The organism is Maritimibacter sp. 55A14 (genome assembly GCF_003122205.1).
Classification (GTDB): Bacteria; Pseudomonadota; Alphaproteobacteria; order Rhodobacterales; family Rhodobacteraceae; genus QEYE01.
This window is the reverse complement of the sequence record NZ_QEYE01000022.1, coordinates 1-17,856: the sequence shown is the minus strand read 5'-3', so window position 1 is coordinate 17,856 and position 17,856 is coordinate 1. Positions and strand designations below refer to the sequence as shown.

Below are 17,856 nucleotides of genomic sequence, written 5' to 3'. Positions count from 1 at the left end.
GTCAAAACCTGATGCGCTCTGATCCAGATGTTCGCCGAAGCGCAGCTTCTCCGAACAGATCATTCGCCGCGAGTGCCTGATCTGAACGCACGGTAGTTCCGATAGTGAGGACAATGTCATCTTCGGGTTAATGGCGACTCCCGTATAGCGCGGAGGATTGGGGGTTGCTGGCTTTATCCGAGCGCAAATTTCCTTGCCTTTTCGCGCAGGACGAATTTCTGGATCTTTCCGGTCGGCGTTCTTGGAACAGGCATGAAGACGAACCTGCCGGGCACCTTGTAGGGCGCGAGTTGATCGCGGCACCAGTCCCGCAGCGTATCGGCATCCGTCTGCTGACCCGTGGCGATTTCGACAAAGGCACAGGGCGTTTCGCCCCATTTTTCATGTGGCATTGCAACGACGGCTGCAACCCCGACGGCGGGATGGCGATACAGCACCTCTTCGACTTCGATGGAGGATATGTTTTCACCGCCGGAAATGATGATGTCCTTTGATCGGTCCTTGAGTTGGATGTAGCCATCGGGGTGCATGACGCCCAGATCTCCGGAGTGGAACCATCCACCGGCGAATGCTTCGTTTGTCGCTTTGGGATTGCGGAAATAGCCCTTCATCACGACGTTTCCGCGGAACATGACCTCGCCCATGGTTTCGCCATCACGCGGCACCGGGACCATCGTTTCCGGGTCCAGGACGTCGAGTTGCTCCAGTGGCAGATAGCGCACGCCCTGGCGGGATTTGAGCGCAGCCTGTTCGATTGGCGAGAGATCGGACCAGCCCTGATGCCAGTCATTAACCACTGCGGGGCCATAGGTTTCCGTCAGGCCGTAGAGATGGGTCACGTCGAAGCCCGCTGTTTTCATGTCCGCCAACAGCTTTTCGGGCGGCGGCGCGGCGGCGGTGAAGAATTGTACGGTGCGATCAAGGCTACGTTTGACCTCGTCGGGTGCCGAAATAATCAGCGACATCACGATCGGGGCCCCGCACAAGTGGGTCACGCCTTCGTCGGCAAGGGCGTTCCAGATCGGTTCGGCACGCACATTGCGGAGGCAAACATGGGTGCCGATGATGGCGGACATCGTCCAGGGGAAGCACCAGCCGTTGCAATGAAACATCGGCAAGGTCCACAGATAGACCGCGTGTTTTTGCATCGAGGTCGTCAATGCGTTGCCCTGCGCCAACAAGTAGGCGCCCCGGTGATGGGACACGACGCCCTTTGGGTCACCGGTCGTGCCTGACGTATAGTTAATCGAGATCGCGTCCCACTCATCTTCGGGCATCAGCCAGCCGAAGTCGGGATCACCTCCAGACAGGAAGGTTTCGTAATCCGTTGCCTCAAGGAGGGGTTCCGGCCAGGCAAACTCAGCGTCATCGTATTGGATCAAAACTGGGTTCACGGTTGCAAGCGAAAGCGCCTCTTGCATGAGCGGCATGAACTCCCGGTCCACGATCACAATCTTGGACATGGCGTGGTCGAGTTGAAACGCGATGATGGCTGCGTCCAGACGCGTGTTAATCGAATGAAGGACACCGCCGCACATCGGCACGCCGTAATGGCATTCCAACATCGCCGGGGTGTTTGCCAGCAAGACCGATACTGTGTCGCCGTGCCCGATGTTGCTCGCGGCCAGCGCCGAGGCCAGTTGCCGCGACCGCCGATAGAACTCGGCATAACTCCGCCGAAGATCGCCGTGAACGATTGCGATGTGGTCTGGGAAAACGTCGGCGGCGCGTTCCAGAAAGACCAGCGGCGTGAGGGGCTGATAATTCGCAGGATTGCGATCCAGCCCGGTGTTGTAGGGGTTCGTTCCCATGGAATCAGGCATCCTGCCACTGTGGCGCACGTTTCTCGATGAAGGCACCGATGCCCTCTTCGGCATCATGGGCGAGCATGTTCTGAACCATCACGCCGGAGGCGTAATGATACGCCTGCGCCAGCGGCATCTCGCGTTGCGCATAGAACGCGCGCTTTCCGGTGGCGAGTGTCATGCTGGATTTGGACGCGATCTTGCGGGCGATCGCCATGGTGACCTCCTGCAACGCCTCGGGGGCAACCGCATAGTTGAGCAAACCGATTTCCGCCGCGCGGACCGCAGGGGTCATGTCGCCCGTCAGCAGCATCTCCATCGCGTGTTTGTTGCTCACGTTCCTCGACAAGGCCACCATCGGGGTGGAACAGAACAGGCCGATATGAACACCCGGTGTGTTGAACTGCGCCGTGTTCGCCGCAATGGCAAGATCGCAACTGGCCACCAGTTGGCAACCCGCCGCGGCTGCAATTCCTGTGACCTCGGCAATGACCGGTTTTGGACAATTCACGATCGCCTGCATGAGGGCGGAACACTGCGCCATGACCTTGGCGAAATAGGCCTTGCCGCGATCAGGGCCGGCCCGACCGGCGGTCATTTCCTTCAGATCGTGACCCGCGCAATAGGCCGGTCCGGTCGCGGCCAGAATGACGACCCGGACCGACCGATTGACCCCGGCCTCGGCAAAGGCCCCGCCCAGCTCTGCCAGCATCGCCTCGGATAGGGCATTGCGCCGTCCGGTGTCATTCAGGGTCAGCCGCAAGATGCCCTCATCATCCAGATCACGCAGCAGAATATTGCTCTCTTGCACAGGTCAGATCCTTCTTTGAGGTCTATAGAATGTTGATTTCCACGCTGTCAGCGAGGGTATTGGCGATAAAGCAGTAGCGATGCGCGCGATGCTGCATCTGTTCCAGCTCGGTTGCGTCGATTGCAAAGCCCGTGTCAAACCGTACAACCGGGTGCAGATCCACGCGCGTGACCGACATCTTGCCCCTGGCGTTTCGGCCAAGATGGACGACGGCATAGTCATGATAGCTCGCGACCGGCCAACCGGCTTTGGCCGCCAGCGCCAGAAAGGTCATCATTTGACAGCTGGACAGGGCCGATGCGAGGGCCTGTTCAGGATTGGTATTGCCGGGATCACCGCCCCAATCCGGGGCGGCGTCCACTTGGACATCGCAGCTGTCATTGTATTGCACGGTATGTGCATTTGAGTACTTGCCTGTCTGCAACGCGGGTTCTGCGCGCTGCCAGTGCAGTTCGATCGAAAGGTCGGACATTTTTTTCGGGTCTCTATTCTGTTGAGGCGCTCAGGCGGCTGCGATAGATTTTTTGGGGTCGTAGAACGGGCGCTCCACGATGGTGGCATTTTCGGTTCCGACTTCGTTCACAATGCCGGATCTGTTCACGACTTTTACCCGCGTACCCAGATTGCCATATTCTGACGCGACCATCGCCAGCGCGATATTCTTTTCAAGGCGGGGTGAGTGGATAGCAGACGTCACCTTGCCGATGACCACGCCGTCTTTTTCAATGCGCCAATAAGAGGAGTTCGGACCTTTCAGCGGCTCGCCTTCGATGATCAAACCAACCTGTTTGCGGCTCACGCCCTCCTCCTGAATACGGCGCAGCGCCGCCTTACCGATGAAATCGGCCTCCATATCGAGGTTCACCAGCCTGTCCATCCCAAGCTCGTAAGGGTTGGTGCTGCTGTCTGCGTCCGCATGGTAGGACAACATCCCTCCCTCGATCCGGCGGATCGACGAGGTATGGCCGGGCTGCAGGCCGAACGAAGCGCCCGCCGCCATGATCTTCTCCCACAAATCATCGCCGCGTGACCCGTCGCGCAGGTACAGTTCATATCCCAACTCGCTGGACCAGCCGGTGCGCGACACGATCAGCGGAATGCCGTCAAGCTCGACCTCACGCAGCCAGTAGTATTTCAGTTCCATGATGTCGTCGCCGAACAACGCCTTCATAACCTCGCCTGATTTTGGCCCCTGCAATTGCAGCGGTGATACGTCGGGTTCACCGATGGTGACATCAAAGCCGGAATGTACGGCCACGCCCTGCGCCCACAGCAGGATGTCGCTGTCGGCCAGCGAAATCCAGAAGTGGTTTTCGGCCAGACGCAGCAGGATCGGGTCATTCAGCAGGCCGCCATCGGCATTGGTGATCAGGATGTATTTGCACTGCCCAACCGCCATTTTCGACAGGTCTCGCGAGGTCAGCATCTGGGCGAATTTAGCGGCATCCGGCCCGGTGATTTCAACCTGCCGCTCAACACCCACATCGCACAGGATCGCCTCATTCACGAGGTTCCAGAAGTTTTGCTCCGGATCGCCAAAGTCACGCGGGATATACATGTGATTATAAACAGAAAATCCCTTTGCGCCCCAACGCAATGTGGCGTCGAAATAAGGAGATTTGCGGATTTGTGTGCCGAAACCGAAATCTTCCGATTGTAGATCGTCTGCTTGTGTCATGTTTATCGCCCTTGTTCACCAGCGGCCTGACGTGCCGTGGATGGTCTGAATCTGGCGATTGTTTAGCCTCGGATACTCCATGTAAGCGGACCAAAAATAGGCAGTTGGCAGACTGAACAGACCGTTTTTGCGGCGTCAAACGGACTGTTCGGGCGCGTCGGGTCATATACCCTGTCTGAGTGCCAGTTTCGCCAGGTTTGGCTGGCCTGATTTGACCTTCCGAGTCGCGATGTATGTCATGTAGCGATCAATCCCAAGCTCAGCCGCCAGTAGGGTATCCATCAGCCTCTGAAATGACTCGAGGCTAGGGGTTACAGTCTCCATGACATAGTCCATACCGCCACCTGTGGCGACGCAATCGGTGATCTCGTCCAGATCTCTGATGAAGGCCTCGAACCGATCGAAATCCGACTTGCGGTGATGCGTCAGCGCGATGGTCACAATGACGTGGGTAAGATCGCCTATCTGATCAAGCGCTATTTCAGCGTGATACCCTCGTATGAAACCCGCAGCTTTCAGCTTGTCCAAACGGGCCCAGCAGGGTGTCGGAGAAAGATTGACGATCTCAGCCAGCCTGGTCTTGCTTAGCTGTCCATGCTTCTGGACTGCGCTGAGGATGCGAACATCGGTCGCATCAAGACCAAGCCTTTTCATCTGTTCGATACTTTCGTTGCGTCTCGCGAGACCGATGCGGCGGACATCAATATACAGGAAGCGGCTACTTACGTAAGCGCCGGGTTCACTGCCCTGCCCAAGGCCAGAAATCATGATCTGTTCCCTGAAGTCCGCAGGGTACTGGTCCCGCGTTCTCGGCATGAAAAACACCCTGCTTCATCAAGTGAGACGTGTCTACCGGATGCCGGGCCGAAACCGAAGACCATGTGGGCTGGGACCTGAGCCACCGGTCCCGGCCATGGACTCGCTGACGGATGTCTTCACTACCCTGCCGCCTGGGCGACGAACTCGATCGGCATGGGCCTGGCCCTTGTCTTTGCCACCTTCGTGCTGCCGGTGCTGGGCGATGCCACCTGGCAACTCTACGGCGCGTCGGAGCCAAGGGACGCGGAGTGAGCAGGGGGGCGGACCATCGTGGCCCGGCGCCCTGACCGAACATCGGCCGCTCACTCCCCATGTCCCGATCCTGGGGCGGGCGGCGCCACGGCGCTGGAAAAACGGCCAAAAATCCGTTATGGTTACATGGTTTTGCTTGGGTGCTCCTCGTCACGCCGTCTTGGCGCGCTGAATGCGTCGGGAGATGTACCGCGATGATAATGGCATGGGTCCTCGTCCTCGTTGTCCTTGGCTCGGTGATCTTTCACCTTGTCAGCCCGTGGTGGTGGACGCCGATCGCCTCGAACTGGGGCTACATCGACGACACGCTCGTCATAACCTTCTGGATCACCGGGATCGTGTTCGCCGCCATTGTGCTGTTCATGGCGTATTGCGTGTACCGGTTCCGGCACCAGTCCGGGCGGACCGCCGAATACGACCCCGAGAACAAGCGGCTTGAGATCTGGCTTTCCGTCGTGACGTCGCTCGGTGTCGCGGCCATGCTGGCGCCGGGCCTCATCGTCTGGAAGCAGTTTGTCACCGTTCCCGACGATGCGACCCAGGTCGAGGTTGTCGGCCAGCAATGGTTCTGGAGCTATCGGCTGCCGGGAGAGGATGGCAGGCTCGGCTCAAGCGGAGTGGAATGGATCTCGTCCGACAACCCGCTCGGCGTCAATCCCCATGACCGCTTCGGCGCAGATGACGTCATCGTGGAGGGCGGCAATCTCCGCCTGCCGATCGGCAAGCCGGTGAAGGTCGTGCTGCGGTCGGTCGACGTGCTGCATGATTTTTATGTGCCGGAGTTCCGCGCCAAGATGGACATGGTGCCGGGCATGGTGACCTATTTCTGGTTCACGCCGACACGCACCGGAGACTTCGAGGTGCTCTGCGCCGAGCTTTGCGGCACCGGCCACGCCTTCATGCGCAGCTATGTGCAGGTGCAGGAACAGGCGGATTACGATGCCTGGCTTGCGGACCAGGCGACCTTTGCCAGCCTGCAACAGGGCCAACCTGTCAGAGTGGCCAAGCAACCTTGACGAGACGATACCGCCCGGCCTTCCGCGACCGGAGATAGGAGGCGAAACATGGCGAATGCCAGCGACAGACCGGATGCCGGAATTCCCCCCGCCGAGGTTCCCGACCTTGCGTTGCCGCATCCGCATAGCTGGTGGGCCAAGTATGTCTTTTCGCAGGACGCGAAGTATATCGCGATCCAGTATGCCTGCACCGCCACGGCCATCGGGCTGGTTGCACTGGTGCTGAGCTGGCTGATGCGGCTGCAGCTGGGCTTTCCGGGGATTTTCGATTTCATCACCCCCGAAGCCTATTACCAGTACATCACCATGCACGGCATGATCATGGTCATCTACCTGCTGACGGCCCTCTTCCTGGGGGGCTTCGGCAACTATCTGATCCCGCTCATGGTTGGCGCCCGCGACATGGTGTTCCCCTTCGTCAACATGCTCAGCTACTGGGTTTATCTGCTGGCGGTACTGGTGCTGGTGGCCAGCTTCTTCGCGCCTGGCGGACCGACCGGCGCCGGGTGGACGCTTTATCCGCCGCAGGCGATCCTGAGTGGCACGCCAGGCGGGCAGGGCGCGGGGATCATTCTGATGCTGGTTTCGCTGATCCTGTTCATCATCGGCTTCACCATGGGCGGGCTGAACTATGTCGTGACTGTGCTACAGGCCCGCACCCGCGGCATGACGCTGATGCGGATGCCCCTGACTGTCTGGGGTATCTTTATCGCCACCGTGATGGCGCTGCTGGCATTTCCCGCCCTCTTCGTCGCCTGCGTGATGATGCTCTTCGACCGGCTCCTGGGCACATCGTTCTTCATGCCTGCGCTGGTCGAGATGGGCCAGCAGCTGAGCTATGGCGGCGGCAGTCCGATCGTCTTCCAGCACCTGTTCTGGTTTTTCGGACACCCGGAGGTGTATATTGTCGCGCTACCCGCCTTTGGTATCGTCTCGGATCTGATCAGCGTACATGCGCGCAAGAACATCTTCGGCTACCGGATGATGGTCTGGGCGCTTGTGATCATCGGCGCGCTGAGTTTCATTGTCTGGGCGCACCACATGTATGTCAGCGGCATGCACCCCTATTTCGGCTTTTTCTTCGCCACCACGACGCTGATCATCGCGGTGCCTACGGCGATCAAGGTCTATAACTGGGTGCTGACGCTCTGGCGCGCCGACATCCATCTGACCTTGCCGATGCTCTTCGCGCTGGCCTTTATCGTCACCTTCGTGAACGGCGGTCTGACCGGGTTGTTCCTAGGCAATGTGGTGGTCGATGTGCCGCTCAGCGACACCATGTTCGTGGTCGCGCATTTCCACATGGTGATGGGGGTGGCACCGATTCTGGTGATCTTCGGGGCGATCTATCACTGGTATCCCAAGGTGACTGGCCGGATGCTGAACGTGGGTCTGGGCCATATCCATTTCTGGGTCACCTTCGTGGGGGCTTATGCGATCTTCTTCCCGATGCACTATGTCGGCCTCGTCGGCGTGCCGCGGCGCTATCCGGAGATCGAGGCCACGTTCATCACCACGCCCATCGCGGGGCTCAACGCCTTCATCAGCGTCGCCGCCCTGACCGTCGGGGCGGCACAGATTCTTTTCCTGTTCAACCTTTTCTGGAGCCTGCGCAACGGGCGCGAGGCGGGGCCCAACCCGTGGCGGGCCTGCTCGCTCGAATGGCAGACACCGGAGACGCCACCGAAGCACGGCAACTGGGGCAAGGAGTTGCCGGTCGTCTATCGCTGGGCCTACGACTACTCGGTGCCGGGCGCACCTGAGGACTTCATTGCCCAGAACGATCCGGGACCGCGGGTCGAGAGGGATGGGCCGCCATGAGCATCGTCCTCGTCTTCCTGCTCGCGGTCGCGCTCGTCGCGGGGTGGTGGTTGTCGCAGCAGCGTCTGACCTCCAAGCCGTGGCTCGAAACCGGGGCGGGGCCGCCCGCCTCCGACAGGCCCGAAATTCCCACCGCCAAGATCGGTCTCGGCGTGTTCCTCGCGGTGGTTGGCGGTCTCTTCGCGCTGTTCGGCAGCGCGCTGGTGATGCGGATGGGCTATGCCGACTGGTATCAGGTGCGGCTTCCGGATGTCGTCTGGGTCAACACCGCCATCCTGGTGCTGAGCAGCGTGCTGATACACATCGCCGTCGGCGCCGCGCGCCGGGACGAGACGGCCCAGCTGCAAGCGGGGGTTGCTGCGGCCGGGGTCTCCACGCTCGCCTTCCTGGGCGGGCAACTCCTGGCCTGGCGCATCCTGATCGACAGTGGCGAGCCGCTTGCTGCGCATCCCGGCGCCAGCTTCTTCTACCTGATCAGCGGCCTGCACGGCCTGCACATCCTCGGCGGGCTTGTGGCGCTGGCCCGCACCGGCGCGCGCCTCTGGCGGGGCGAGGAGTCGCGGCGCGTCCGGCTCGGGGTCGAGCTTTGCGCCATCTACTGGCATTTCCTGCTGATCGTCTGGTTCGGGATGCTCGCCCTGCTGATGGGCTGGGCAAGCGACGTGGTCGCGCTGTGCCGGACGATCCTGACATGAGGGGGGACGACGCATGGCCGACGCGACGGTAAAACGGCTCGACGCCTCCGGACAGCGGCCCGACGGGCTGGAAGGGTTCGTCGCCGACTGGAGTTCGGACCAGCGCGCCTTCAAGAAGGTGTCCTGGGGCAAGGCCATGATGTGGATCTTCCTGCTGAGCGACACCTTCATCTTCTCGATCTTCCTCGTCTCCTATATGTCCGCGCGCTCGTCGACGACCGAGGCCTGGCCTTCTGCCAGCGAGGTCTTTGCGCTGCATATCGGTGGGGCCGATATTCCCCTGATCCTGATCGCCATCATGACATTCGTGTTGATCTCGTCCTCCGGCACGATGGCGATGGCGGTGAACTGCGCCTATCGCAAGCAGCGCCGGAATACCGCGCTGCTGATGATCGCGACGGCCGCGCTCGGCGCCGCCTTTGTCGGGATGCAGGCCTTCGAATGGTCGAAGCTGATCGCCGAGGGCGTCCGCCCCTGGGGCAATCCCTGGGGCGCGCCGCAGTTCGGCGCCAGCTTCTTCATGATTACAGGCTTCCACGGCACCCACGTTTCGTTCGGGGTGATCTTCCTTCTCATTGTTGCCTCGAAGGTCTGGAAGGGCGAATTCGACAGTGGCCGGCGCAGCTGGCTCTGCCGCGAGAAGGGCGACTACGAGGCGGTCGAGATCATGGGTCTCTACTGGCACTTCGTCGATCTCGTTTGGGTCTTCATCTTCGCGTTCTTCTATCTGTGGTGAGGGAACATGACGAAAGCCAAAATCCATCAAGCCAGCAACGCTCCGGCAGCTGCCCCCGCCCATGAGGAGGGTCAGCAACATCCGATCAAGCTCTATCTCGTCGTCTGGCTCCTGCTTTTCGTGCTGAGCGCGGGGTCATACCTCGTGGACTATGCGGATCTTCAGGGGCTGCTCCGCTGGAGCCTGATCGTCATCTTCATGCTGTTGAAAGCGGGGCTGATCGTCGCCGTCTTCATGCACATGGCCTGGGAGCGGCTGGCGCTCGGCTACGCGATCCTGCTGCCGCCCTTGGCGGTTCTTGTGTTTCTCGCGATCATGACCGCCGAATCCGATTATACGCTCGGCTCAAGACTGATATTTTTCGGAGGCCAGTAGGGCATTGTCAGCCTTCGTCCCGCGCGGCGGTTGCGGTCGCGGCCGGCACGACCAGTCTGCGGTACAGATGCCAACTGCTATGGCCGAGAACCGGAAAGGTCACGATCAGCCCGGCCAGAAGCGGCACGGCGCCCAGGAACAGAAGCGCGACAACCAGAAGTCCCCAGAACAGCACCGGGCCGGGATTGCGCCGCACGGCAAGATGCGATGCCGCCACGGCCGCTGCCGCCGACACGTTCCGATGCAAAAGCAGAGGAAACGCCACGACCGATGTGCGCAGTGCGAAGAAGGCGAAGCCGAAGCCGGCCGCGTTGCCCAGCAGGATCAGGGTCCAGCCACTTTGTGTCGCGACGACCGCGCGTGCGAATGCCGCAAGCCCGCCGTGATCCTGTCCGCCCAGGATCAGACGATAAAGGACATGCGCGCAAAGAATCCAGCCGAGGAAGATCGCCAGCAGCACAAGCGCGACCTTGGCGATCTCGGGCAATGCCGGCGAGCGCAGCACGTCGAGCGCGTGGCGCCATGACGCGTCGAGACCGGCTTCGAGCCGCCGGCTGATCTCGTAAAGCCCGAGCGCCGCGAACGGCCCCAGAAGCGCGAAACCTGCCGCCAGCGGATAAATCAGATAGAACGCATCCATACGCGACGCCCACGCGAAAAGCGCGAAACCGATGACCGGATACACCAGGATCGCGAACGCGTAGTGGGAAGGCTTCACGAGAAAGTCGGCAAGCCCGCTCCGCAGGGCGTCGATCACGTCGCCATAGCTGATCCGGCGGATGTCGAATGCCCCTGCGCCGCCGTCGCCGTTCGGGGCATATCTTTCCGCCGACATTGCGCTTTTCCTCGGACAAGACCGGCCGTTGCGCTGACCGCCTCGCGCCGGACCGTCGGCGCGCCGCATCACGCCGCGCCGATCCAGCCTACACGGTCGTGGACAATTTGTCCTGACCGGCGCTTGGGGGTGCGCCAGTGTCCCGCGGCGCCCGCATTCCGTTCCCGGCGGCAGGCCGCCAAGGTGCGGTCAGCCGTGTACTGCGACGAACCTCTCGAACGCGGCCAGCGTTTCCTCGCTGACATGGTGTTCAATGCCCTCGGCGTCCCGTTCGGCCGTCTCCACATCCACGCCAAGGGCAACCAATGCTGCCACGACGCTCCGGTGCCGGCGGCGGCAGGCCTCCGCCAGCGCCGCGCCGGCCTCTGTCAGGAAGATCGAGCGGTACCGCTCCCGGCGGACGAGCCCTTCACGCACGAGGCGGGAGAGGTTCTTGGTTACGGTCGGCGGCTTGACCCCCAGCCGTTCGGCCATGTCCACCGGGCGGGCTTCGCCATTGATTTCGACAAGCTCCGCGATCAGCTCGACATAGTCCTCCGCCATCTCGCTTTCATGCGCGGTGCGCACCGAGGCGAACGCGCCGGCCTGAGCGGCCGGGGCGCGCTCCCCTTTGCCTGACGCCGGTTCGCCACAGGCCCCGTTGGTATCGCGTGAGCTTTCCATGCGCGAACCCTGAAACATATCACGGCGATTGACAATGTATTCGCCTGTGCTATCAAATTTAGACACGGCTAATTTTTACACATCCCGAACCGAAAGGCGATGCCAGGAACATGCAAGTGAAGTTCACAGTTGGGTTGCGAATGATATGCATTATCGCAAGCGCCGCCGCGACGCTCGCCAACGGTCCAGCCCTTGCGACCCCTGCGAAAGAGACGCCCTGGCTGCCCGAGGCCGCCGCCTATCGGCTGACCCTGCACTACGGCAACCTCGCTCCGGTGCCTTGGGAGAAAATCGAGAAGGCGTGGACCGAGCCCTATCGCGGGGCGGCGTTCCGCGAAGGCGCGATCGACCGCATCTCGGATGACAGCACGTTGAACACCGAAGCCATGGAGGCAGCGATCGACGCCCAGGACCGGCAGGCGCTCTTCGCCGCCGCGACCCGGCTCATTGCCGGACGCATCGAGGAACAGCTCGACCGGGCGATCGCGGCAGAGACGTCGGGTGCCGCTCAGACAGCGGTGTTGGAAGCGCAGGAGCTCTATCGCGCCTTCGCTGATCACGTGACGGCCGCCGACCCGGAGGCCGCGCGCGAGATCGGGATGGCTTGGCTGGAACTGTCCAGCGCGACCGGATCCTCCGGCGTGCTTGGCACGGGCGCGGCGCCCCGGAACACCGAGCGAATGGAAGCGGCCCGCAGGGTCATCTCGAGCTTCCTTGCGGCGAATTACCTGCCCGACAGCTTCGGGCGGCGCGCCACGCTATCGGCCATTCCCGAAACCGTCGCGGCGAGCGACAGGGTGGTGGACCTTCCCGCGACCCTTCCGCCGGGGTCTGACATTTTCGATCAAGACCCGCTGCCGCTTCTCGTGCTGAATTTCGAGGAGCAGGGGATCGACGAGAAGGACCTGCCGCTCATCGCCTATGGCGACATGCTGTTCGACAGCCCCGAAATCTTCGGAGATCCGGCCCGCAGCAACGGCATCGCCTGTTCCACCTGCCACAACCGGTCCGACATCAACCAGCGCTTCTTCATTCCCGGCGTCAGCCACCAGCCCGGTGCGGCGGACGTGGATGGCGGGTTCTTCAATCCGATGTTCAACGACCGCAGGGCGGATTCCCTAGATATCCCCAGCCTGCGAGGCTTGCGGTTTACCGGGCCTTACGGACGTGACGGACGGTTCGCCTCGCTGCGCGACTTCAGTCGCAATGTGATCGTGAACGAATTCGGCGGCGCCGAGCCGACCCCCTTCATGCTGGACGCGCTCGTGGCCTACATGACCGAGTTCGACTTCCTGCCCAATTCCATGGTCACCCCCGAGGGCGCGCTGACAGAGGCCGCCCCCGAGGCCGCGCAACGGGGCGAGGAGATCTTCAACCGGCCGATGGCCGGGCTCGCCGACAGATCCTGCGCCGGATGCCACATCCCCTCGGCCAATTTCCTCAACCGCCGGGCGCATGATATCGGCTCGGCCAGCGGGGCCTATGACGGCTCACGCGCGGGTGCGTTCGACACGCCGACATTGCTGGGCACAGCCTACACCGCGCCATATTTCCACGACGGATCGCTGCCGACGCTGGCCAGCGTCGTGGACTGGTTCAATGACGCCAAGTCGCTCGGCTTGACCGAGCAGGAGCGGTCGGACCTAACGGCATATCTTGAAACCGTGGGCGCGGCGGATGAGCCCTACGAGGCATTCGGTGAGCGGAACACGCCGTTCCGCTTGGCCTTCGAGGAACTCACCACCTTCGCGTCCACGCTCGACACGCTTCTGCCCGCGCGCGACGCGAAGCACACACGCCTGCTGATCGACACGGTCGCGGCTGACCTTTCCGCCGACGCCGGCACGATGGCAAACCAGAGCGCGCGCCCCGAGATTTATCGGCTGGCCAACATCCTCTTCGACGTGGGCGAGGCCGTCCGGGACGACGACTGGGCGGCCGCCGAGCGGCATTGGGCCAGCTTCAAGGTCGAGGCCGAAGCTATTGATGAGAGGGTTTACTGATGACGGCACCATTGACGCGACGCACCCTGCTGGCCACAGGGCTGGGCGCGCTGCTCGCTGCCCCCGCCCTGGGGCAGGACACAACTCTGCGTTTGGCCTTCATCCCGCAGGAGAACCCGGACAAGCTGCTGGGCGATATCGAGGTGATCACCGGCTGGCTGTCGCAGGAACTGGGCGTTCCGGTCGAGGGCTTCGTGACCATCGACCATGCCGCCGCCGTCGAGGCGCTGCGAAACGGCGATGCCGATATCTCCTTCATGGGGGCCTTGCCATTCGTCCTCGCCGAGGCCGAGATCGGCGCGGTGCCGCTTTTGTCCGAGGTCTACAGGGGCGAACCCTACTACACCGGGCGCATCTTCGTGCGACGCGACAGCGGGATCACCTCGCTTGCCGACCTCGAAGGCCGCGACATCGCATTTGCCGATCCGATCTCGGAATCGGGCTATCTCTACCCGCTGGCCGAGTTCCAGCGTGCCGGGCTGATTTCCGGCGTCGAGGAAGCCGACACATTCTTTGGCCGCATCTTCTTCGCCGGCGGCTATCAGCAGGCAATGCAGGCGATGGCGCAGGGCCTGGTCGCGGCGGCCGGGGCAAGCCAGTATGCCGACCTTCTGCTTACGCCCGAACAGCAGCCGCAGGTCACCTGGATCGCCGAAAGCCCGCGGATTCCGAGCCACGTGGTGATTGCGCGCCCCGGACTCGACAAGGGCCTGCGGGCACGTTTCGTCGAGACGATGATGCGGCTGAATGACCCCGTGCATCGCGACATGCTGCAGTATCTCTACGGGCCGGACGGCTACGTGCGTGCCGATCCCGAGGCCTTCGACGGCGTCCGGGAGATGGCACGCGAGTACGGGCTGCTGTCGTGACCCGCGTGGTCGATATCGACGATCTGGATTTCGCCCATGCGGGCGCGGACCTGCCGGCGCTCGAAGGTGTCGGGCTGGGGGTCGAGGCCGGTGAGGCGGTCGTCCTGCTCGGTCCATCGGGCGCGGGCAAGACCACGCTGCTGGCAATCCTCGACGGGCGGCTGCACGGCTGGACGGGGCGTGTCTCGGTCCTTGGCAGACCCCTGTCCCCGGACGCCCCGCCGCCTGCCGCGGCGCGGCCCGACATTGGCTTCATCTTCCAGGAGTTCGCGCTGGTCGAACGCTCCAGCGTCCTGCGCAACGTCCTGAATGGGCGGCTTGGGCGGATGTCGACCTTCGCGGCACTCCTCGGCCGCCATTCCGTGCATGACCTCGATGTCGCGCATCAGGCGATGGCGGATTGCGGCATCGGCGAACTGACCCATCGCCGCGTCGATTCACTGAGCGGGGGGCAGCGGCAGCGGGTGGCCATCGCCCGGTGTCTCGCGCAGGAACCGCGGCTGATCCTCGCCGACGAACCGGTCAGCAACCTCGACCCCGCCCGCGCCGGTGAAATCCTGACACTGATCACCCGCGCCGCGGCGAAGCGTGGCGCGACGACGATCTTTTCCTCGCACCAGCCCGAACTTGCCTTGCGCGTCGCTTCCCGCGTCGTTGGCATGACGGTGGGGCGGATCGCGTTCGATCACCCCGTCGGCGACGTCTCGGAACAGGAAATCGCGGCGCTTTACAGAAACGTCGCGCAAGACTGGCCGATCGAGGCGGAGCTGAGGCTGGTTCAATGAAGCGGAGCGGCGGCTGGGCCGGTTTCCTGACGGGTGCCGTCTTTGCGGCCATAGTGCTCTGGTCCTTTGCGACGAGCGACATGGAGCTATCGCGCCTTCTCTCCGCAGGGCCGCGCATCGTCGAATTCCTAAGCCGCATGATGCCGCCGGATCCGACCGTCGTGACCGAGATCGTCGACGGAACCGCCGAAACACTCCGCATTGCGATCCTGGGCACGCTCGGCGCGGTCATCCTGTCCGTTCCGCTTGGGCTTGCCGCCTCCGAGACGATGGCGCCCCCCGTCATCCACCGCAGCGTCAGGACGCTGCTCGCGTTGATCCGTGCGATCCCGCTGCTTCTGGTCGCGATGCTGATGGTCGGGGCGGTGGGCCTCGGCCCCATGCCGGGGATCATCGCCGTCGCGTTTCATGCCACGGGGATGCTGGGCAAGTTCTACGCCGAGGCCATCGACGGCGTGACCCGCGCCCCCATCGAGGCACTGGAAAGTGCCGGTGCCGGGCGGCTCGCCCGCCTTCGCCACGCCATCTGGCCGCAGATGGCCCCTGTCGTCGCCCGTGACACGATCTTCCGCTTCGAGCTGAACCTGCGGGAGTCGCTGATCCTCGGCATCGTCGGCGCAGGCGGGATCGGCTTCTACATCCAGACCTATGTGCGCTCCTTCCAATACGACAAGGCGGCGAGCGTCACGCTTGCCGTCATCCTGCTCGTGATCGCCATCGAAGGGATGAACGTCGCTTTGCGCCGGCACTTCTCATGAGGTGGGTGATTGCAGGCGGCGGGGTGGCTGGAACACTTCGCTGACAATAGAATGTGGACCATCCGTTTCAGCGATGGGGACCTGCCAATGCCAAGAGGCCGAGAGCAGGCAAACCCGGAAATCAACCGGAAACTCAATAGCTGGCAAAAGAGCCGCATCCGGCCCTGACCGTCCGTTCCCGGCTACCCCAATGCCGCAGTGCGGTTTCCCCGAAGCGGTTGTTTGATCTGCCCCCGTTACAGCGACGGTCTGGTCAGCATGAGCCATATGATCGCCAGAACTGCGGTGAAAGCCGGAAAGCCGAAAGCGAACCACCAGCGGTAGAGCCGGTGGTAATCTTCCGGCAGTGACGCACCGGTATCGCGTGCGGTAATCGCCAGGTTACGCATTCTGATCTGCATCCAGACGACCGGCAGCCAGAACGCGCCAACAAAGACATAGAGTGCAAGCGACCAGGCAACCCAGCCACTGAAAATGGGCCAGCCGAGCTGTCGCGCAAGCAGATAACCGGTGACGGGCTGCGCAATGGCCGCGGTGGCGGTGAAAACTGTATCGGCAATCACCACGATCCCCGCGACATGCGCAATCAGCCTTGGATCATGGCTCCGCTTGGACATCACCATGAAAAAGGCGATGCCCGCACCGGTGCCAAGCAGAACCATTGCACCGATGACATGGAGGAAACGGAGAAATTCGTAGCTCATCGTTCCTCCATCAATAGCCAGACCATGGCGGCAAGCGCCATTCCGGGAAAGACCTTGACCATCGGACCCAGAGGATCGGCCCAAAGGTCGGGTGCTACAATGAGGCTGCCAATCAGATACGCGCCAGACAGGCTCAGCATCCCAAGCACGGCAGGCTTGGTCCACCTGCGCCACAGGATCGCGAGGCCGAGGAAAAGGTCGGCGATGGCGCCGCCGATCACTGTCAACCCCGCCAGCCAGGCTGGAACGGCGTGATCGGTCAGGACCGACACGGCCTGTGCCGGATCGAACAATGTGATGAGACCCGACAGGCACCAGAACAGAGCCAGCGTTGCGATGGCGATCGGTAGGGCGAGATAGGCGCGTGCGAACAACCGTTCCTGCCGCGTCGCGGGCAGCAGCGCCAGGGTGTTCTCCAGCGAGCGGCAGGGACGGCCGCCGGCTTTGTCCCAAGGCCCGGGATCCCCGTGAATACCCTCCCGAAGCGCCGTTAGCGCCGTGGTTCGAAGGGGCGAACGCCACCCGAGGTGGCCAAGCAGGTCGGCGCCTCTGCCCATCGCTGACATGAGGATGGCCGGGACGGCCGGGCGAAAGACCGGCACGGGCCAGCCCTGCCAGAGCCGTATCGCCTCGACCAGTTCCGGAAAACCGTGGGCTTCAGGTTCCGTGAGATCCGCGATCATGCCCGAGGGAATCTCGCCCCGGGCGGCAGCGACGACGGCCTCGGCAACATCGCCGACATGGACCGTCTGAACCTGTGCGTCAGGCAAGATCCGAGGCGCGATCAGCGGCAGCGCCGCTGCCGCCCGCAACAAGGCCGTGCCGCCATAGGCCTCATGCGACAGCACAAGGGTCGGTCGCAGAATGACCCAGTCAGCCGCTCGGGAGGAGATAGTGGCATCGCCCCGTGCCTTGGTGCGGAAGAAGGCAGTCGAGGCCTCCTCCGACACGCCGGCCGCAGAGATCTGAACGATCCGTAGCGGCAGCCCGGCGGCGGCTTCGACAAGGCGTGAAACAGTCCTTACATGGATGGCTTCCAGATTGTCCCGCGCGCCATCCTGAAGCGCCCCGGACGCATTCACGACCACATCGATATCCGCAAGCTGACCTGCCCCCAAAAAACCGGGCCATTCAAAATGAGAGTTTGTTCTCGTAACGTTCAAAATGACGAGGAGAACAGACGATGCGCAAATCACGTTTCACCGAAGAACAGATTGTCGGGATCCTGCAG

At 62.5% G+C, this 17,856-nt stretch carries 18 protein-coding genes; 9 read left to right on the top strand and 9 right to left on the bottom strand.

Annotation, left to right across the window (positions count from 1 at the left end; translation table 11 throughout):
• Positions 1-173: 173 nt before the first annotated feature.
• The 5 genes from DDZ14_RS15790 to DDZ14_RS15770 all read right to left on the bottom strand — a co-directional run bounded on the left by DDZ14_RS15790 (position 174) and on the right by DDZ14_RS15770 (position 4,948).
• Positions 174-1,811: an acyl-CoA synthetase gene (locus DDZ14_RS15790; RefSeq protein WP_109425948.1), complete on the bottom strand. Its 1,638-nt coding sequence runs from the start codon at positions 1,809-1,811 to the stop codon at positions 174-176.
• Positions 1,812-1,815: 4 nt separating this feature from the next.
• Positions 1,816-2,616 carry an enoyl-CoA hydratase gene (locus DDZ14_RS15785; RefSeq protein WP_109425947.1) on the bottom strand — a complete coding sequence of 267 codons (801 nt, stop codon included), beginning with the start codon at positions 2,614-2,616 and terminating at the stop codon, positions 1,816-1,818.
• A 22-nt stretch (positions 2,617-2,638) separates the two neighbouring features.
• Positions 2,639-3,088 (bottom strand): OsmC family protein, encoded by a 450-nt coding sequence (locus DDZ14_RS15780; RefSeq protein ID WP_109425946.1) that lies wholly within the window; start codon positions 3,086-3,088, stop codon positions 2,639-2,641.
• A 30-nt stretch (positions 3,089-3,118) separates the two neighbouring features.
• Positions 3,119-4,294: a glycine cleavage T C-terminal barrel domain-containing protein gene (locus tag DDZ14_RS15775; RefSeq protein WP_109425945.1), complete on the bottom strand. Its 1,176-nt coding sequence runs from the start codon at positions 4,292-4,294 to the stop codon at positions 3,119-3,121.
• A 162-nt stretch (positions 4,295-4,456) separates the two neighbouring features.
• Complete coding sequence (locus DDZ14_RS15770; RefSeq protein ID WP_109425982.1) at positions 4,457-4,948, bottom strand: Lrp/AsnC family transcriptional regulator; 492 nt, start codon at positions 4,946-4,948, stop codon at positions 4,457-4,459.
• 617 nt (positions 4,949-5,565) lie between these two features.
• Between DDZ14_RS15770 and coxB the strand changes: the two genes are divergently transcribed.
• The 5 genes from coxB to DDZ14_RS15745 are packed head-to-tail and all read left to right on the top strand — an operon-like array spanning position 5,566 to position 10,008.
• Entirely contained in the window at positions 5,566-6,381 is an 816-nt protein-coding gene (coxB, locus tag DDZ14_RS15765; protein WP_233252614.1) for a cytochrome c oxidase subunit II, read from the top strand.
• Positions 6,382-6,429: 48 nt separating this feature from the next.
• Entirely contained in the window at positions 6,430-8,202 is a 1,773-nt protein-coding gene (locus DDZ14_RS15760) for a cbb3-type cytochrome c oxidase subunit I (protein ID WP_109425943.1), read from the top strand.
• Positions 8,199-8,897, top strand: a complete 699-nt coding sequence (locus DDZ14_RS15755) for a cytochrome c oxidase subunit 3 (protein ID WP_109425942.1) — start codon at positions 8,199-8,201, stop codon at positions 8,895-8,897. The genes DDZ14_RS15760 and DDZ14_RS15755 overlap by 4 nt, the downstream gene beginning before the upstream one ends.
• A gap of 13 nt (positions 8,898-8,910) precedes the next feature.
• Positions 8,911-9,633 carry a heme-copper oxidase subunit III family protein gene (locus tag DDZ14_RS15750; protein ID WP_109425941.1) on the top strand — a complete coding sequence of 241 codons (723 nt, stop codon included), beginning with the start codon at positions 8,911-8,913 and terminating at the stop codon, positions 9,631-9,633.
• A gap of 6 nt (positions 9,634-9,639) precedes the next feature.
• Entirely contained in the window at positions 9,640-10,008 is a 369-nt protein-coding gene (locus DDZ14_RS15745) for a cytochrome C oxidase subunit IV family protein (RefSeq protein WP_109425940.1), read from the top strand.
• A gap of 7 nt (positions 10,009-10,015) precedes the next feature.
• Here the strand turns inward: DDZ14_RS15745 and DDZ14_RS15740 are convergent, their stop codons facing one another.
• Positions 10,016-10,912, bottom strand: coding sequence for a DUF2189 domain-containing protein (locus DDZ14_RS15740; protein ID WP_199221360.1), 897 nt, complete (start codon positions 10,910-10,912; stop codon positions 10,016-10,018).
• Between the two features lie 120 nt (positions 10,913-11,032).
• Positions 11,033-11,506, bottom strand: a complete 474-nt coding sequence (gene mntR / locus DDZ14_RS15735; protein ID WP_109425981.1) for a manganese-binding transcriptional regulator MntR — start codon at positions 11,504-11,506, stop codon at positions 11,033-11,035.
• Positions 11,507-11,646: 140 nt separating this feature from the next.
• On the opposite strand from mntR, the gene DDZ14_RS15730 reads away from it, so the two are divergent.
• The 4 genes from DDZ14_RS15730 to phnE are packed head-to-tail and all read left to right on the top strand — an operon-like array spanning position 11,647 to position 15,921.
• Positions 11,647-13,509, top strand: a complete 1,863-nt coding sequence (locus tag DDZ14_RS15730) for a cytochrome c peroxidase (RefSeq protein ID WP_109425938.1) — start codon at positions 11,647-11,649, stop codon at positions 13,507-13,509.
• A gap of 11 nt (positions 13,510-13,520) precedes the next feature.
• The gene (locus tag DDZ14_RS15725; RefSeq protein WP_233252613.1) at positions 13,521-14,378 is read left to right on the top strand and encodes a phosphate/phosphite/phosphonate ABC transporter substrate-binding protein; all 858 of its coding nucleotides are present in this window, start codon (positions 13,521-13,523) and stop codon (positions 14,376-14,378) included.
• A 5-nt stretch (positions 14,379-14,383) separates the two neighbouring features.
• Complete coding sequence (locus DDZ14_RS15720) at positions 14,384-15,163, top strand: phosphonate ABC transporter ATP-binding protein (RefSeq protein WP_233252612.1); 780 nt, start codon at positions 14,384-14,386, stop codon at positions 15,161-15,163.
• Entirely contained in the window at positions 15,160-15,921 is a 762-nt protein-coding gene (gene phnE / locus DDZ14_RS15715) for a phosphonate ABC transporter, permease protein PhnE (RefSeq protein ID WP_109425935.1), read from the top strand. Before DDZ14_RS15720 ends, phnE begins: the two co-directional genes overlap by 4 nt.
• A 236-nt stretch (positions 15,922-16,157) precedes the next feature.
• Here phnE and DDZ14_RS15710 read toward each other — a convergent pair whose 3' ends face one another.
• Positions 16,158-16,625, bottom strand: coding sequence for a DUF2269 domain-containing protein (locus tag DDZ14_RS15710; RefSeq protein ID WP_109425934.1), 468 nt, complete (start codon positions 16,623-16,625; stop codon positions 16,158-16,160).
• Positions 16,622-17,713 carry an SDR family oxidoreductase gene (locus tag DDZ14_RS15705; protein ID WP_233252611.1) on the bottom strand — a complete coding sequence of 364 codons (1,092 nt, stop codon included), beginning with the start codon at positions 17,711-17,713 and terminating at the stop codon, positions 16,622-16,624. Before DDZ14_RS15705 ends, DDZ14_RS15710 begins: the two co-directional genes overlap by 4 nt.
• Positions 17,714-17,856 lie beyond the last annotated feature (143 nt).

Excerpts from the sequence above, each read along its gene's own strand:
- DDZ14_RS15745 (WP_109425940.1), top strand. The coding sequence starts at position 9,640 with ATGACGAAAGCCAAAATCCATCAAGCCAGCAACGCTCCGGCAGCTGCC.
- DDZ14_RS15780 (WP_109425946.1), bottom strand. The coding sequence starts at position 3,088 with ATGTCCGACCTTTCGATCGAACTGCACTGGCAGCGCGCAGAACCCGCG.
- DDZ14_RS15740 (WP_199221360.1), bottom strand. The coding sequence starts at position 10,912 with ATGCGGCGCGCCGACGGTCCGGCGCGAGGCGGTCAGCGCAACGGCCGG.
- DDZ14_RS15775 (WP_109425945.1), bottom strand. The coding sequence starts at position 4,294 with ATGACACAAGCAGACGATCTACAATCGGAAGATTTCGGTTTCGGCACA.
- phnE (WP_109425935.1), top strand. The coding sequence starts at position 15,160 with ATGAAGCGGAGCGGCGGCTGGGCCGGTTTCCTGACGGGTGCCGTCTTT.
- mntR (WP_109425981.1), bottom strand. The coding sequence starts at position 11,506 with ATGGAAAGCTCACGCGATACCAACGGGGCCTGTGGCGAACCGGCGTCA.
- DDZ14_RS15755 (WP_109425942.1), top strand. The coding sequence starts at position 8,199 with ATGAGCATCGTCCTCGTCTTCCTGCTCGCGGTCGCGCTCGTCGCGGGG.
- DDZ14_RS15760 (WP_109425943.1), top strand. The coding sequence starts at position 6,430 with ATGGCGAATGCCAGCGACAGACCGGATGCCGGAATTCCCCCCGCCGAG.
- DDZ14_RS15750 (WP_109425941.1), top strand. The coding sequence starts at position 8,911 with ATGGCCGACGCGACGGTAAAACGGCTCGACGCCTCCGGACAGCGGCCC.
- DDZ14_RS15710 (WP_109425934.1), bottom strand. The coding sequence starts at position 16,625 with ATGAGCTACGAATTTCTCCGTTTCCTCCATGTCATCGGTGCAATGGTT.
- DDZ14_RS15770 (WP_109425982.1), bottom strand. The coding sequence starts at position 4,948 with ATGAAAAGGCTTGGTCTTGATGCGACCGATGTTCGCATCCTCAGCGCA.
- coxB (WP_233252614.1), top strand. The coding sequence starts at position 5,566 with ATGGCATGGGTCCTCGTCCTCGTTGTCCTTGGCTCGGTGATCTTTCAC.
- DDZ14_RS15790 (WP_109425948.1), bottom strand. The coding sequence starts at position 1,811 with ATGGGAACGAACCCCTACAACACCGGGCTGGATCGCAATCCTGCGAAT.
- DDZ14_RS15730 (WP_109425938.1), top strand. The coding sequence starts at position 11,647 with ATGATATGCATTATCGCAAGCGCCGCCGCGACGCTCGCCAACGGTCCA.